This is a genomic window from Nonomuraea sp. NPDC054003 (genome assembly GCF_055585125.1).
Window position 1 is genome coordinate 391,332 of the sequence record NZ_JBVJKR010000001.1, and the last position, 15,550, is coordinate 406,881.

A 15,550-nucleotide genomic window follows, 5' to 3' on the forward strand; every position below is an offset into this window, starting at 1 on the left:
CCTCACATGGGCTGATCTCGGATACATCGATGGATGTATCCGGGGCAGCCGTCAGGCATGAGACTCGGGAACTGGGACATCCGGCCGGCCGGCGGCGGGCTGGGCTGCCTGATCATGATCATCGTGTCGGTCGTCCTGTCGGTGCTGCTGACGCTGATCCTGAATCTGCTGCTCTAGTGGATATGTCCTAATCTGTGTGCGTGATTCGCTCTGCCACCCCTGCCGACGTGCCCGCCATCCACCAGCTGATCCGTGAGCTGGCCGCATACGAGAAGTCGCTCGACGAGGTCGAGGCCACCGAGGAGCAGCTGCGCCAGGCGCTGTTCGGCCCCGAGCCCAAGGTGTTCGCCCACATGGCCGAGAACGACGACGGCGAGGTGGTCGGCTTCGCCATGTGGTTCCTCAGCTTCTCCACCTGGACCGGCACCCACGGCCTCTACCTGGAGGACATCTTCGTGCGCCCCCAGCATCGGGGCGGCGGCCACGGCAAGGCTCTCATGACCGAGCTGGCCCGGATCTGCCTCGAGCGCGGGTACGGGCGCTTCGAATGGTCCGTGCTCGACTGGAACGAACCAACGATCAACTTCTACAAGTCCATCGGCGCCATCCCCTGCGACGAGTGGATCCGCTACCGGCTCAGCGGCGACGCCCTGGAGCGGTTCGGCAAGTAGCTACCGGCCCTTGGACGGCGAGGCGTACAGGCTGTCGAGGCCGAGCGGGGGCGGGGGCGGCAGCGGCCCGGCGTGGTCGGCCTGGAAGGCCTGGAGCTGGTAGGCGACGAAGCGGCGGGAGGCGGCCGCCGCGGCCCCGGACGACTCGGTGACGATGCCGTTGTTGGCCAGGAGCAGCAGCACGAGGTCGGCCAGGTCGAAGTCGGGACGCAGCCGTCCGGCGGCCTTGGCGCGACGGGTGAGCTCGACGAAGCCCCGCTCGGCGCGGGCGCGTTTGTCCTCGTAGTCCAGGGCCTCGGGGAACGCGGTCAGGAAGGCGGCGGTGAACCCCCGGTCGGCGGCCTGCATGGCGCAGAGCGTCTCGATGACCGTGCGGAAGGCGCGCCACGGGTCGGGGTCCTCCAGGGCGTCGTCGACGGTCGAGGCGCAGGCGGAGAGCTGGTCGGCGAACACCTCCGCGACCAGCGACTCGCGGGTGGGGAAGCGCCGGTAGAGGGTCGCGACGCCGACCCCTGCGCGGCGCGCGATCGCGGCCGTCGGCACGTCGAGACCGCGGGCGGCGAACGCCTCGCGGGCCGCCTGGAGGATGCGGTCGCGGTTGTGCCGCGCGTCGGCGCGCAGCGTTATCCGAGAGGAACGGGCAGGCACTCTTCTCACATTAGCGCCAAGTGGAGCACCCCCTCCGGTTGCGGCCTAGGGTCGGGCCTGACACCCGAGGAGGACCAGTGAGCGAGATGCGCGCCGCCCGTTACGACAGGTACGGGCCCCCGGAAGTGCTGTACGAGGCCACGGTGCCGAAACCGGTCGCCGGGCCGGGCGAGGTGCTGGTGCGGGCGCACGCCAGCAGCGTCAACGGGGGCGAACTTGCGGCCCGCGCCGGGCGGCTCCGCCCGCTGACCGGCCTGATGAGCCGGGGCTTCCCGAAGACCCTCGGCATGGACTTCGCCGGAGAGGTCGCCGCCCTGGGCTCGCCCATGCGCGGCCTCGCGGTGGGCGACCGGGTGTGGGGCGGAGGCCGGGCGATCAGCTCCGCGGCGGCCGAGTACGTCGTCGTCCGCCCGCGCCACCTGGCCCTCGCGCCCGCCGGGACGGACCTGGTCGAGGCCGCCTCCCTGCCCGGCGTGGGCACGACCGCGATCACCGCGCTGCGCGACCGGGCCGGGCTCAGGGCGGGGGAGCGGCTGCTGGTGCGCGGCGCGAGCGGCGGCGTCGGCAGCGTCGCCGTCCAGCTCGGCCGGGCGTACGGCGCGCACGTCACGGGGCTGGCCAGGAAGGGCAACCTCGACTTCGTACGGGACCTCGGCGCCGACGAAGCCGTCGACTACGCGACCACGAGCCCCGGCGACCTCGGCCGGTTCGACGTGATCCTCGACACCGCAGGCACCGCCCTGAGCGCCTACCGCCGGCTCCTCACGCCCGGCGGACGCATGGTGACGATCAGCTTCGACCTCGGCCGCCTCGTCCCGTCCCTGGCCTCCATCCTGGTCTCCACCGTGTACGGCTCGCGACGCGTACGGTTCTTCAGCGGGAACCCCACCCACGAGCTCTTCGCCGACCTGACGCGGCTCGTGGAGAGCGGGGCGATCCGGCCGGTGGTGGACACCGTCCATCCGCTGGCGGACATCGCCGGGGCGCACCGCGCGCTGGAAGCCGGCGGCGTCCGCGGGAAAGTGGTCGTCCGGACCGTGGGCGCGGCCGGCTCCCAGACCTGAACCACGAGCCGGGGATCCAGGGCGGGACGCGAGAAGGCCCGCAGACCTGGCGGGCTGCGGGCCTTCTCGGAAGTCACATGCCGGTGCCCGCGTGCACCCGTTCCGGCTGGCGGCCGGTCTGGCCGTACATCTCCTCCGGCCCCTCACCCAGCTCGCGGTGCGTCTCCTCGATGCGGAGCGCCACGCCCATGGCGAAGAACGTGGGCGCCCACTCGCCGATGAAGATCCCCCAGCGGTCGGCGCGATCCAGATCCGCGCCTTCGTAGTTCTTCGACATCATCCAGCTGGCCAGGGCCAGGCCGACGGAGCCGATTCCTGCCAGATACATGTGATTTGACTTGATGCCCATCTTGTGGAGCATTTTGATCATGATGTCCCCCCTTGCTGTGAATGCTGTTCCCCTGTCCCGAGCGCCGTAACCTCGGCCCGCGCCGAGAGGGTGCGCAGGGCTTCCAGCAGCTCAGGGGGGTCGTCGACGGTGAAATCGGCGTCGAGGGCGAGGATGTGCAGCGCCAGCCGCATCGGGGTCTCGCCGCCCGCGTGCACCACGCACGTACGGTCTCCGGCGCTCTCGACGAGCACCGATTCCGGCAGGTGCGGGGCGATGACGGAGGCCGGGGCATGCACCGTGACCCGCGCCCGGTGCCGCATCAGCGCCGTGTCGACCCCCTTCGGCACCATCGACGCGGGCGGCGCCTCCCGGGGGGTGAAGCGCGGGCCGCCGGGTGTCCGGAGCGCGATCCGGTCGACCCTGAAGGTGCGCCAGTCGTCCCGCTCCACGTCCCAGCCGATCAGGTACCACCGCCGCCCGGTGTGCACCAGCCGGTACGGTTCGACGTCCCGCGTCCGTGCGGACCCGTCGTGCGTCCGGTAGTCGAACCGCAGCCGGTGCCGGTCGCGGCAGGCGGTGGCGACGGCGGTCAGCGTCTCGGCGGGGACGGCCGGCCCGCCTGGCGCCAGGGACACGGTGGCCGCGTGCAGCGCCCGGACCCGGCGGCGCAGCCGGTCGGGCAGCACCTGCTCCAGCTTGGCCAGGGCGCGCAGGGACGTCTCCTCGATGCCCTCCACCGCACCGGCGGTGCGCAGCCCCACCGCGACCGCCACCGCCTCCTCGTCGTCCAGCAGCAGCGGCGGCAGCTCGGCCCCGGCGCCCAGCCGGTAACCCCCGGCCACCCCGGGCGTGGCGTGGACCGGATAGCCGAGGCCGCGCAGCTTGCCGATGTCGTAGCGGACGGTCCGGGGGCTGACCTGGAGGCGTTCGGCCAGCTCGGCGCCGGTCCAGGCGGGCCGGGTCTGCAGGAGCGACAGCAGGCGCAGCAGCCGCGCGGAGGTTTCCAGCATTTACCGATTTTCCCGGAAAAAGCGGCAAAAAGCTTGCCACAATCCCTGGGACGGTACATCTATGACCATCAGGGAGTTCCACCTCGACATCCCCCAGGCCGACCTCGACGACCTGCGCGAGCGGCTGAGCCGGACCCGTTACCCCGTACAGACCCCGGGCGCAGGCAGCGAGCGCGGCGTCACCGTGGCGGAGCTGCGCGAGCTGGCCGGCTACTGGGCCACCGGCTACGACTGGCGGGCGCACGAGGCCGAGCTCAACGCCCACCCGCAGTACGTCACCGAGATCGACGGCCAGGACATCCACTTCCTGCACGTGCGCTCGCCCGAGCCGGACGCCACCCCGCTGATCCTCACCCACGGCTGGCCGGGCTCGGTCGTCGAGTTCCTCGACGTGATCGGGCCGCTGACCGACCCGGAGGCGCACGGCGGCGACCCGGCCGACGCCTTCCACCTGGTCATCCCGTCCGTCCCCGGCTTCGGACTCTCCGCCCCGCTGACCGGCACCGGCTGGACGCTCGGCCGGATCGCCCGCGCCTGGGCCACGCTGATGGCCAGGCTCGGGTACGAGCGGTACGGGGCGCAGGGCGGCGACTGGGGGTCAGGGATCTCCCGCGAGCTGGGGCTGACCGACGCCGAGCACGTGATCGGCGTGCACGTGAACTACCACATGACCTTCCCGTCGGGCGACCTGGGCGAGCTGAGCGAGTCCGACAAGGCGCGGCTCGCCAAGCTGGAGGAGTTCACCGGGGACATGGGCGGCTACATGGCGATCCAGTCGAGCCGGCCGCACACGCTCGGGTTCGGGCTGGCCGACTCGCCGGCGGGGCAGCTCGCCTGGATCGCGGAGAAGTTCCGCGAGTGGACCGACCGGCCGGTGGACCGCGACCGGCTGCTCACCAACGTCAGCCTCTACTGGCTGACGAACACGGCCGACTCGGCGGCGCAGATCTACTGGGAGTTCTCCCACGCCTGGTCCATGCCGCAGCCGTCGCCCACCCCGCTCGGCGTCGCGGTGTTCCCGCACGACATCGTGCTGCCGATCAGGAGCCTGGCCGAGCGGACGGACAAGGTGGTGCACTGGACCGAGTTCGAGACCGGCGGCCACTTCGCCGCGATGGAGGAGCCGGAGCTGCTGGTCCGCGACATCCGGGCCTTCTTCAGGAGCGTTCGTTAACGGCGTGTTTCCGGCGTGACGCTTGTGTATCGCCTGTTGCCCGGGTGAGTCACCCGTAACGAACGCACAGCGCCGATCCGCCTCTGTGCGTAACCCCGGGTTCCTACGTTCGAGTCAGCTCAGAACGTAGGAGGAATGATGGCGCGCTGGATCGCCGAGTGGCATCCCGACGACGCGGCCTTCTGGCGGACCACCGGCCGGAAGGTCGCCCGGCGCAACCTGGTCTTCTCGATCCTGGCCGAGCATCTCGGTTTCACCGTCTGGACGCTGTGGAGCATCGTGGCCGCCCGGATGGGCGCCTACGAGTTCACCACCGACCAGCTGTTCTGGCTGGTCGCGCTGCCGAACCTGATCGGCTCCGTGCTGCGGGTGCCGTACACGTTCGGGCCGGCCAGGTTCGGCGGACGCAACTTCACCGTCGTCAGCGCGCTGCTGCTGGTCGTGCCCGCCGTGCTGCTCGGGGTCGCGGTGAGCAGCCCGGACACCCCGTACTGGATGTTCCTGCTGATCGCGGCCACGGCCGGGGTGGGCGGCGGCAACTTCGCCTCCAGCATGGCCAACATCACCTACTTCTACCCGCGGAGCAAGCAGGGCGTCGCGCTCGGCCTGAACGCCGCCGGCGGCAACATCGGCGTCAGCTCGGTGCAGCTCGTCATGCCGCTGGTGATCGGCGCGTTCGGGCTGGCCGCCGCCGGGTGGTTCTGGCTGCCGTTCGTCGTGGTCGCCGCCGTCTGCGCCTGGTTCTTCATGGACAACCTCACCAGCGCCAAGGCCAGCCCGCGCGAGCAGCTCGCGGTGGCCGGCAAGGCCCAGACGTGGGTGATGTCGTTCCTGTACGTGGGCACGTTCGGCTCGTTCATCGGCTATTCGACCGCCTTCCCGCTGCTCAGCACGAGCCTGTTCCCGGACGCGCCGTGGGCCGCGGTGGCGTTCGCCGGGCCGCTGATCGGGTCGCTGATCCGGCCGGTGGGCGGGTGGCTGGCCGACCGGCTCGGCGGGGCCCCGGTCACGTTGTGGAACTTCGCGGCCATGGGCGGCGGCGTCCTGCTCGTCTGGGCGGCGTCCGGATCGGGCAGCTTCTGGCTGTTCTTCCTCGCCTTCCAGACGCTGTTCCTGACCGCCGGCATCGGCAACGGCTCCACCTACCGGATGATCCCCGCGATCTTCCAGGCCAAGGCGGTGGCCGAGAAGGGCGACGACGAGGCGGCGCTGCTGCACGGCAAGCGGCAGGCGTCCGCGGCCATCGGCATCATCTCCGCCGTCGGCGCGCTCGGCGGTTTCCTCATCAACCGGGCGTTCGGCATGTCGTTCGCGGCCACCGGCAGCCCGGCGGGCGCGTTCCTCGCCTTCGGCCTCTTCTACGCGAGCTGCGCCGCCCTGACCTGGTGGTGCTACCTGCGCACCGTCGGCGTCTCGCGGGTGGCCAGTCTCGCCCACGCGAGGGTCTGACCGGATGGCCGAGCCGGTGAAGACCCACTGCCCGTACTGCGCGCTGCAGTGCGGGATGGCGATCAGCGCCACCGCGTCCGGGATCACGATCACGCCGCGGACCGACGTCCCGGCCAACGCGGCCGGAGCCCTGTGCCAGAAGGGCTGGACCGCCGCCGACCTGCTCACCAACGGCGCCCGCCTGACCAGCCCGCTCCTGCACGGGCGGCCGGTGGAGTGGGACGTGGCGCTCGGCCACGTCGCCGACCGGCTGTCCGCCATCAGGCTCGAACACGGCCCCGACGGCGTGGCCGTGTTCGGTGGGGGCGGGCTCACCAACGAGAAGGCGTACCTGCTGGGCAAGCTCGCCAGGGTCGCACTCGGCACCAGCCAGATCGACTACAACGGCCGCTTCTGCATGTCGTCGGCCGCCGCCGCCTCGATCAGGGCGTTCGGCATGGACCGCGGCATGCCCTTCCCCGTCACCGACCTGGCCGGGGCCGACGTGGTGCTGCTGGCGGGCGCCAACCCGGCCGAGACCATGCCGCCGTTCGTCCGCCACCTGGACGGGCCGCGGCTCATCGTCATCGACCCGCGCCGCACCGCCACGGCCAGGCTCGCCTGGCTGCACCTGCGGCCCGCGCCCGGCACCGACCTGGCGCTCGCGCTCGGCCTGCTGCACCTGGCCGTCGCCGAGGACCTGGTCGACGCCGCGTACGTCGAGGAGCGCACCAGCGGGTTCGACGCCGTACGGACCTCGCTCGCCGCCTGGTGGCCGGAGCGCGTCGAGCGGATCACCGGCGTGCCCGTGCCGCGGATGCGCGAGGCCGTGCGCGCGCTCGCGTACGCGAAGAACGCGTACGTGCTCACCGGGCGCGGCGCCGAGCAGCACGCCCAGGGCACCGACACCGTCACCGCGTTCGTCAACCTGGCGCTCGCGCTCGGCCTGCCCGGACGGCTCGGCTCCGGGTACGGGTGCCTCACCGGGCAGGGCAACGGCCAGGGCGGCAGGGAGCACGGGCAGAAGGCCGACCAGCTCCCCGGCTACCGCAGGATCGACGACCCGGCGGCCCGCGAGCACGTCGCCGGCGTGTGGGGCGTCGATCCCGGCGACCTGCCGGGTCCCGGCCGGTCGGCGTTCGAGCTGCTGGAGGCGCTCGGCACGCCGGCGGGGCCGAAGGCGATGCTGCTGTTCGGCTCCAACCCGGTCGTGTCCGCGCCCGACTCCGCCCGGGTCGCCGAGCGGATCAGGTCGCTGGACCTGCTCGTCGTCTGCGACGTGGTCATGTCGGAGACGGCGGCGCTGGCCGACGTGGTGTTCCCCGTCACCCAGTGGGCCGAGGAGACCGGCACCATGACCAACCTGGAGGGCCGCGTGCTGCTGCGCCGGCAGGCGGTCCGGCCGCCGCCCGGCGTGCGGAGCGACCTGGAGGTCATCGCCGGGCTGGCCCGCAGGCTCGGCCACGACTTCGCCGACGAGCCGGGCAAGGTGTTCGAGGAACTGCGCCGCGCCAGCGCGGGCGGCCCCGCCGACTACTCGGGCATCACGTACGACCGCATCACGGGAGAAGCGGAAGAGCCCCGGGAAACCCACGATGAGGGAGACGTCCCGTACGGAGGAGAGGTCCGGGACCGCGCGGATGATCGGGGCGGCGCGGAAGTCGGGGTTTTCTGGCCGTGTCCCGAGCCGGGGCACCCGGGGACGCCGCGGCCGTTTCTGGAAGCCTTCGCCACCCCGGGCGGGCGGGCCAGGTTCGTGCCGGTCGAGCACCGGGGCCCGGCCGAGGAGATCGACGACGACTACCCCGTCTACCTCACGACGGGCCGCGTGCTCGCGCACTACCAGAGCGGCGCGCAGACCCGCAGGATCGCCGCCCTCGCCGCCGCCGTGCCCGAACCGTACGTGGAGCTCCACCCCGATCTGGCCGGGCGGCTGGACATCGGGGCGGGGGACCTGGTGCGGGTCACCAGCAGGCGCGGCCAGGGACAGGGCGTGGCCAGGATCAGCGACGCGATCAGGAGCGACACCGTGTTCATGCCGTTTCACTGGGAGGGGGCGAACCGGCTGACCAATCCGGCGCTCGACCCCACGTCCCGGATGCCGGAGTTCAAGGTCTGCGCCGTACGGGTGGAGCGGGTCACATGAGGCTCGTCGTCGTCGGCAACGGGATGGCGGGCGCGCGCCTGGTCAGCGAGGTACGGGCGCGCGACCCGCGGATGCCGGTCACCGTGTTCGGGGCCGAGCAGGGCAGGCCCTACAACCGGGTGCTGCTGTCGAACGTGCTCGCCGGGCAGGCCAGGCCCGAGCAGCTCGGCCTGCACGACCTGTCCTGGTACGACACGCACCGGGTGGAGGCGGTGCTCGGGAGCGCCGTGGCCTGGATCGACCGCGAGTCGCGCGCCGTGCACACCGCCGACGGCCGGCGCGCGCCGTACGACCTGCTCGTGCTGGCCACCGGCAGCGAGGCGATCGTGCCGCCCATCCCCGGCGTGGGGCGCGCCATCCCGTTCCGGACGCTCGACGACTGCGACCGCATCGTCAAGGCCGCCGCCGACAGCCGCCGCGCGGTGGTGATCGGCGGCGGGCTGCTCGGCGTCGAGGCCGCCCGCGGGCTGGCCGGGCGCGGGCTGCCCGTGACGCTGCTGCACCTGGCCGGCCACCTGATGGAACGGCAGCTCGACCCCGAGGCAGGCCTGGTGCTGGGCGAGACGCTGGCCGGGCTCGGCGTCGAGATCAGGACCGGCGCCAGCGCCGTCGCCGTCGAGGACGGCGGCGTCCGGCTGGCCGGCGGCGAACTGGTCGAGGGCGACCTGGTGGTGCTCGCCTGCGGCGTCCGCCCGCTCACCGCGCTGGCCGCCGAGGCCGGGCTGGAAGTGCGGCGCGGCATCGTGGTCGACGACGAGCTGCGCACCGACGACCCGTCCATCCTGGCCATCGGCGAGTGCGCCGAGCACGACGGCACCGTGTACGGGCTGGTCGCGCCCGCCTGGGAACAGGCCGCCGTGGCCGCCGACGTGATCACCGGCGGCGCGTCGCGCTATCGCGGCTCCCGGCTGGTCACCCGGCTCAAGGCGAGCAGCGTCGAGCTGGCCGCGATGGGCGAGACGCACCTCACCGACGAGCAGGCCGAGGTGGTGCGCTTCAGCCACCGGGCCCGGGGCACCTACCGCAAGCTCGTCATCCGCGACGACCGGCTCGTCGGCGCGATCCTGCTGGGCGACACCGACGCCGTCGGCACCCTCACCCAGCTCTACGACCGCGGCGGGCCGCTGCCGGGAGACCGGGCCGGGCTGCTGTTCCCCGGGCCGGCGCCGGCGGCGAGGGCCGACAGCCCGACGCTGATGCCCGACGCGGCCAAGGTGTGCCACTGCAACGACGTGACCAAGGGACAGATCAGGGCGTGCTGGGAGGCGGGCGCCAGGGACATGGCCGGCGTGGCCGCCGCCACCAGGGCCACGACCGGCTGCGGCACCTGCCGTGACGCCGTGGCGGGCATCGTCGGCTGGCTGTGCGAACAGGAAGGGGTTCCCGCATGAGGAAGATCGTCGTGGCCGGGTACGGGCCGGCCGCCCACCGGCTCGTGGAGGCCCTGCTGGAGCGGGGCTTCGACGGGACGATCACGGTCATCGGCGAGGAGCCCAGGCCCGCCTACGACCGGGTGGCGCTCACCTCGTACCTGGACGGCGTCTCGGCCGAGGAGCTTTCCTACCCGGTGCCGCCCGGCGTGGTGACCAGGCTGAACAGCCGCGTCACCGGCATCGACCGGCGGGCCCGCCGGGTGACCGTCGAGGGCGGCGAGCCGGAGCCGTACGACGTGCTGGTGCTCGCCACCGGCTCCAGGCCGTTCGTGCCGCCGGTGCCGGGGGCCGGGCACGCGCACGTCTACCGGACCATCGACGACCTGGACGCGATCAGGACGGCGGCCGAGGGGGCCACCGACGGCGTCGTGGTCGGTGGCGGGCTGCTCGGCCTGGAGGCCGCCGACGCGCTGCGCGGGCTCGGGCTGCGCACCCACATCGTGGAGATGAGCCCGTGGCTGATGCCCCGCCAGGTGGACGAGGGCGGCGGCGCGGTGCTCAAGGGCCACATCGAGGCGCTCGGGCTGAGCGTGCACGCGGGCTCCGGCGTACAGGAGATCGTCACCGACGGCCGGGGGAAGGTCACCGGTCTCCGCACGCCGGACGGCACCCTCGTCGAGGCCCAGATCGTGGTCTTCTCCGCCGGGGTCAGGCCGCGCGACGAGCTGGCCAGGGAGTGCGGCCTGGCGGTGGGGGAACGCGGCGGCGTCGTCGTCGACTCCGCCATGCGGACCTCCGACCCGCACATCTACGCCGTCGGCGAGTGCGCCCTGCACGACGGCATGGTGTACGGGCTCGCCGGGCCGTGCTTCACCATGGCCGAGGTCGCCGCCGAGCGGATCACGGGCGGCGGGGCGGCGTTCGGCGGCGCCGACCTGTCCACCAAGCTGAAGCTGCTCGGCGTCGAGGTGGCCCAGTTCGGAGCCATGGAAGGGGCGCTCGACGTCACCTACATGGACCCGGTGGGCGGCGTCTACAAGAAGCTGTTCATCAGCGACGACGCCACCACCCTGCTCGGCGGCATCTGCGTCGGCGACGCCTCCCCGTACGGCACGCTGCGCTCCTACGTCGGCAAGCCGCTGCCCGCACCCCCCGCGGACCTGCTGTTCGCCGGCGGCGGGGTCCAGCTCGACCTGCCCGACGACGCGCAGGTGTGCTCCTGCAACAACGTCAGCGCCGGCGCCGTCCGCGCCGCCATCCACGACCAGGGCTGCGCCGACGTGCCCGGCGTCAAGGCGTGCACCCGCGCCGGCACCACCTGCGGCAGCTGCGTGCCGATGCTCAAGCAGCTGCTGGAGAAGGCCGGCGTGGACACCGGCAAGGGGCTGTGCGAGCACTTCGCCCACTCCAGGGCGGAGCTGTTCGACATCGTACGGGTGCGCGGCATCCGCACGTTCTCCCAGCTCATCGCCGAGCACGGGGAAGGCCGCGGCTGCGACGTGTGCAAGCCCGCCGTGGCCTCCATCCTCGCCTCGCTGCACAACGGGCACGTGCTGGAGGGCGAGAACGCCGCCCTGCAGGACACCAACGACCACTTCCTCGCCAACATCCAGAAGAACGGGACGTACTCGGTCGTGCCGCGCATCCCCGGCGGCGAGATCACCCCCGGCAAGCTCATCGTCATCGGCGAGGTGGCCCGCGACTTCGGCCTCTACACGAAGATCACCGGCGGGCAGCGGATCGACCTGTTCGGCGCCCGCGTCGACCAGCTCCCGGAGATCTGGCGCAGGCTCGTCGACGCCGGGTTCGAGTCCGGCCACGCCTACGGCAAGGCGCTGCGCACGGTGAAGTCGTGCGTCGGCTCGGCCTGGTGCCGGTACGGGGTGCAGGACTCGGTGGGCATGGCCATCGCGCTGGAGCTGCGCTACCGGGGGCTGCGCTCGCCGCACAAGCTCAAGTCGGCCGTCTCCGGCTGCGCCCGCGAGTGCGCCGAGGCCAGGTCCAAGGACTTCGGCGTCATCGCCACCGAGCAGGGCTGGAACCTGTACGTGGGCGGCAACGGCGGCTTCAAGCCCCGCCACGCCGACCTGCTCGCCGCCGACCTGACCGGCGAGGAGCTGATCAGGACCATCGACCGGTTCCTGATGTTCTACATCCGCACCGCCGACCGGCTGCAGCGCACCTCCGCGTGGCTGGAGTCGCTCGACGGCGGGCTCGGCTACCTCCGCTCGGTCATCATGGACGACTCGCTCGGCATCTGCGCCGACCTCGACGCGCACATGGAGCGGCACGTCGCCACCTACGCCGACGAGTGGCGGGCCACGCTGGAGGACCCGGACAAGCTCGGCCGGTTCGTCAGCTTCGTCAACGCACCAGGGGTCCCCGACCCGTCCATCGTCTTCGCGACAGAGCGAGACCAGATCAAACCGGTGGTGATGTCATGAACTGGATCGGCATCTGCGGCTACGACCTCCTGCTGCCCGAGCGCGGCGTGTGCGCGCTGGTGGACGGCGAGCAGGTGGCGCTCTTCCGCACCTACGACGGCACGGTGCACGCGCTGGGCAACCGCGACCCGTTCAGCGGGGCGTACGTGCTCTCACGCGGGATCGTCGGCACCAGGAAGGGCGAGGCGACCGTCGCCTCGCCGCTGCACAAGCAGGTGTTCTCGCTGGTCACGGGGCGCTGCCTGGACGAGCCCGCGGTCGCGGTCCCCGTCTACCGGGCGCGCGTCCGCGACGGCGCGGTGCAGGTGTCCGTCAGTGTTCCGCCGTCCGGCGCCCGCGCTCAGGATCGCGGGCTCGTGTCGGTGGGCGGGTAGACGTGGGCGCCCGGGTGAGTCGCCGGGAGCACGCAGCGTCGGCCGACGTCGACCGCGGCACAGCGCTCGGCCTCCTCACGCAGGGGCAGGGGCTCGGGCTCCGTGCTTAGGTTCGCCTTAATTTGCGGCACTGAAGGGACGCTATAGGCGACGCCTCGCCAAATTGGTATCGAGGTGGCAACGATCGCACCTCTGAACGATCTCGACAAATCGGGTGAACCATTCGTGTGAGTAATCCGCAGCCGGTAAAGGACTCGTCCGGACTGGATCAAGCGCGCATTCCCGGACGACCGGGGCGGGCATCACTGCGGCCATGAGCATGAAATTCCTGCGCAGGGGCGTCCTGCTGGCCATGGTCGTTCCTGCCCTCCTCACCGCCGGCTGCGCCGCGGGCGGCACCGGACAAGCGATGAAGGGCGCGGCGAGCCCCGCCTCGCCGACGGGCACCGAGCCCGGCATGACCGAAAGCCCGATGCCCGGCGAAACGGGCACGGCGACACCGACCGAGACCGGCAAGGGCTCGCCCCGGTCGGTGGTGGAGAAGTTCTACCAGGCGCTCGCCTCGGGCAACGGCGAGCAGGCCGCCAAGATGTTCACCTCGGACGGCGTGGCGGCGGTGCAGGGACACGAGACGGCGGAGGGCACGCAGGCGCTGACCGAGCTCTTCAAGGGTCAGCAGGGCGCCGGCGGCACGCCGAGCATCGAGGAGTCGGAGACCATGGGCAAGAGCGCCTTCGTCTTCGCGTCCTCCGGCCAGGGCGCCGAGGCGACCCGCGGGTTCTTCCTGCTGATGAAGGACAACGACTCCTGGAAGATCGACCGCTACATGAGCAACAGCGCGTCCTGAACGAGGCGTCGGCGCCCGGTACGCCGGGCGCCGTCGCCCGGCTTGTCCGCATACGGTGGGAGCCATGCAGGATCTCTCGCGGTTCCAGCATCCCCGGTTCGCCCGCGCGTACGACCGGATGAGCCGGCGGGCCGAGCCCGTCACGGGCGAGCTGCGCACCCGCCTGCTGGACGGGCTGAGCGGCCGCGTCCTGGAGGTCGGCGCCGGCAACGGGCTCAGCTTCCCCCACTACCCGCGGGGCGTGCGCGAGGTCGTCGCGGTCGAGCCCGACGACGTGCTCCGCGCCGCCGCCGAGCGGGCCGCGGCCACCGCCCCCGTGCCGGTACGCGTCGTGCCCGGCCACGCCGGGGCGCTGCCGTCCGGGCCGGCCGAGTTCGACGCGGTGGTGGTCTCGCTCGTGCTCTGCTCGGTCCCCGACCCGGCAGGCGCGCTCGCCGAGCTGCGCAGGGTGCTCAAGCCCGGCGGCGAGCTGCGCTTCTTCGAGCACGTGCGCTCCGACCGGCCCGTCCGCGGGCTGCTGCAGGACCTGGTCACCCCGGTGTGGTCGCGGGTGGCCGGCGGCTGCCATCCCAACCGCGACACGGCGGCGGCCATCGGCGCCGCGGGCCTGGTCATCGAGGAGCACGACCGGTTCACCCACCGGATCCCCGGCGCGCCCCCGCTCGCCCACATCCTCGGCCGGGCACGCAACCCCTGATCACGTGCCGCCCGGCAGCCGCGGGCTGATGCGGCCCTGGTCGACCAGGGCCAGATAGGCGGCGAACGCGCCGTGCGTCCACATCGCGGCCTGCGACGACGTCAGCGTGACCTCCTCGCCCTCATGCGTGCGGAGCACGTAGCCGTCGGGCGACTCACGCCGCCACTCGGCCAGCATCCCCTCGTGCACGAGCACGTCGAGCATCCCCGTCAGGTATTCGCGTCCGGTGGCGAACACGGCGCGGGCCTCCTCGCATCTCGCCGGATCCCCCGCATGGCCCCTCAATTCTGCGTCGCGCGGGCGGGAAACGCACCGCCCTCGGGAACCTGGGACCGCCGGGCGGTGTATCACGGCCGGAGGTGTGACATGAGAAGGTTGATGGTCATCCTGGCCGCCGCTGCCGCGCTGATCGCGGGCGCGCCCCCGGCCTCGGCGTCCGGCGGGTGGGCGCTCACGTATCTCGATCCGGTGCCGTCCTCGCTGGCTCCCGGCACGTCGTACACGATCGGGTTCTGGGTCCTGCAGCACGGCACCCACCCGTTCGAGGGCGAGCTGGGCCCGACCGCGCTGCGGCTGACCGGCGCCGACGGCCTCGTCCGCGAGTTCCCCGGCAGCCCCTTGCCCGAGCCCGGCCACTACGCGGCCGCCGTCAACGTGCCCGAAGGCGTCCACAAGCTGACCGGCGTGCAGGGGATGTTCCAGCCGTACGAGATCGGGACCCTCACCGTGCCGGGCCGGATCGAGATCAACCCCCTCGACCCGGACCTGGTCAAGGCCCTTCGTGAGCCGACCGTGGACTACTGGGGCGTGATCCGTCCCCCGGGCATCCCCGACCTCGAAGGCGTACCGGACGCCTCCCCAGCCCTTCCCACCGCGGCATCCGCGCCCGCCGCCACAGTTCCCGATTCCGCGCCCACCGCGGAAACGCCCACCGTCGGCGTCCCCCCGTACACACTCCTGCTCGCCGCAGCAGGCGGCGCGCTGCTGGCGGTGGCGGCGCTGCGGTTGCCGCGCCGAGGACGCGAACCGGACCCGCCAGTCGACGACAAGGCGGACACGATCGTCATCTCGGGGTAGGCGCACGCCGCGCTTCAGGGGTGATCACGGGCGTTCCCCGTTCGGACTGCTGGCGGCTGCGGCGGGTGGCGGGTTGCTGGCGGTGGTGGCGCTGCGGTTGCCGCGCCGGGGGACGCGAGCCGGACCCGCGGGTCGGTGACAAGGCGGACACGATCGGGGTAGCGCCCGCCCGCTCTGGAGGTGATGTTCCGCGCACGTCGTCGCTGTCGGCGGCGGGCTGCTCGTGTCGGCCCGCGGTGGCCATGGCCGCGCGCGGGCCGTGCGGG

At 72.6% G+C, this 15,550-nt stretch carries 15 protein-coding genes; 11 read left to right on the top strand and 4 right to left on the bottom strand.

Going from position 1 to position 15,550, the window contains the following annotated elements:
* Nucleotides 1-200: 200 nt before the first annotated feature.
* Entirely contained in the window at nt 201-671 is a 471-nt protein-coding gene (locus tag ACZ6YG_RS01640; RefSeq protein ID WP_466016918.1) for a GNAT family N-acetyltransferase, read from the top strand.
* Here ACZ6YG_RS01640 and ACZ6YG_RS01645 read toward each other — a convergent pair whose 3' ends face one another.
* Complete coding sequence (locus ACZ6YG_RS01645) at nt 672-1,319, bottom strand: TetR/AcrR family transcriptional regulator (RefSeq protein ID WP_466016919.1); 648 nt, start codon at nt 1,317-1,319, stop codon at nt 672-674. It lies immediately after the preceding gene.
* 86 nt (nt 1,320-1,405) lie between these two features.
* On the opposite strand from ACZ6YG_RS01645, the gene ACZ6YG_RS01650 reads away from it, so the two are divergent.
* Entirely contained in the window at nt 1,406-2,383 is a 978-nt protein-coding gene (locus ACZ6YG_RS01650; RefSeq protein ID WP_466017167.1) for an NAD(P)-dependent alcohol dehydrogenase, read from the top strand.
* 73 nt (nt 2,384-2,456) lie between these two features.
* Here ACZ6YG_RS01650 and ACZ6YG_RS01655 read toward each other — a convergent pair whose 3' ends face one another.
* Entirely contained in the window at nt 2,457-2,753 is a 297-nt protein-coding gene (locus ACZ6YG_RS01655; protein ID WP_148030229.1) for a hypothetical protein, read from the bottom strand.
* Nucleotides 2,750-3,724 carry a helix-turn-helix transcriptional regulator gene (locus tag ACZ6YG_RS01660; RefSeq protein WP_466016920.1) on the bottom strand — a complete coding sequence of 325 codons (975 nt, stop codon included), beginning with the start codon at nt 3,722-3,724 and terminating at the stop codon, nt 2,750-2,752. The genes ACZ6YG_RS01655 and ACZ6YG_RS01660 overlap by 4 nt, the downstream gene beginning before the upstream one ends.
* Nucleotides 3,725-3,785: 61 nt before the next feature.
* Here ACZ6YG_RS01660 and ACZ6YG_RS01665 point away from each other — a divergent pair, with 61 nt between their 5' ends.
* The 8 genes from ACZ6YG_RS01665 to ACZ6YG_RS01700 all read left to right on the top strand — a co-directional run bounded on the left by ACZ6YG_RS01665 (nt 3,786) and on the right by ACZ6YG_RS01700 (nt 14,207).
* Nucleotides 3,786-4,898 (top strand): epoxide hydrolase family protein, encoded by a 1,113-nt coding sequence (locus tag ACZ6YG_RS01665; RefSeq protein ID WP_466016921.1) that lies wholly within the window; start codon nt 3,786-3,788, stop codon nt 4,896-4,898.
* Nucleotides 4,899-5,033: 135 nt separating this feature from the next.
* Nucleotides 5,034-6,347, top strand: coding sequence for an MFS transporter (locus tag ACZ6YG_RS01670; protein ID WP_281429618.1), 1,314 nt, complete (start codon nt 5,034-5,036; stop codon nt 6,345-6,347).
* A gap of 4 nt (nt 6,348-6,351) precedes the next feature.
* The gene (locus ACZ6YG_RS01675) at nt 6,352-8,472 is read left to right on the top strand and encodes a molybdopterin oxidoreductase family protein (RefSeq protein WP_466016922.1); all 2,121 of its coding nucleotides are present in this window, start codon (nt 6,352-6,354) and stop codon (nt 8,470-8,472) included.
* Nucleotides 8,469-9,863 carry an FAD-dependent oxidoreductase gene (locus tag ACZ6YG_RS01680; protein WP_466016923.1) on the top strand — a complete coding sequence of 465 codons (1,395 nt, stop codon included), beginning with the start codon at nt 8,469-8,471 and terminating at the stop codon, nt 9,861-9,863. Before ACZ6YG_RS01675 ends, ACZ6YG_RS01680 begins: the two co-directional genes overlap by 4 nt.
* The gene (gene nirB / locus ACZ6YG_RS01685) at nt 9,860-12,289 is read left to right on the top strand and encodes a nitrite reductase large subunit NirB (RefSeq protein WP_466016924.1); all 2,430 of its coding nucleotides are present in this window, start codon (nt 9,860-9,862) and stop codon (nt 12,287-12,289) included. Before ACZ6YG_RS01680 ends, nirB begins: the two co-directional genes overlap by 4 nt.
* Nucleotides 12,286-12,663, top strand: a complete 378-nt coding sequence (gene nirD, locus ACZ6YG_RS01690; RefSeq protein ID WP_148030235.1) for a nitrite reductase small subunit NirD — start codon at nt 12,286-12,288, stop codon at nt 12,661-12,663. Before nirB ends, nirD begins: the two co-directional genes overlap by 4 nt.
* A gap of 313 nt (nt 12,664-12,976) precedes the next feature.
* Nucleotides 12,977-13,510 (top strand): Cif family virulence factor, encoded by a 534-nt coding sequence (locus ACZ6YG_RS01695; protein WP_364230109.1) that lies wholly within the window; start codon nt 12,977-12,979, stop codon nt 13,508-13,510.
* A 64-nt stretch (nt 13,511-13,574) separates the two neighbouring features.
* Nucleotides 13,575-14,207, top strand: coding sequence for a class I SAM-dependent methyltransferase (locus ACZ6YG_RS01700; protein ID WP_271277878.1), 633 nt, complete (start codon nt 13,575-13,577; stop codon nt 14,205-14,207).
* Here the strand turns inward: ACZ6YG_RS01700 and ACZ6YG_RS01705 are convergent, their stop codons facing one another.
* Entirely contained in the window at nt 14,208-14,444 is a 237-nt protein-coding gene (locus ACZ6YG_RS01705; RefSeq protein ID WP_148030238.1) for a hypothetical protein, read from the bottom strand. It lies immediately after the preceding gene.
* A gap of 129 nt (nt 14,445-14,573) precedes the next feature.
* Between ACZ6YG_RS01705 and ACZ6YG_RS01710 the strand changes: the two genes are divergently transcribed.
* On the top strand, nt 14,574-15,284 hold the full coding sequence (locus tag ACZ6YG_RS01710) for a hypothetical protein (RefSeq protein WP_466016925.1): 711 nt from the start codon (nt 14,574-14,576) through the stop codon (nt 15,282-15,284).
* Nucleotides 15,285-15,550 lie beyond the last annotated feature (266 nt).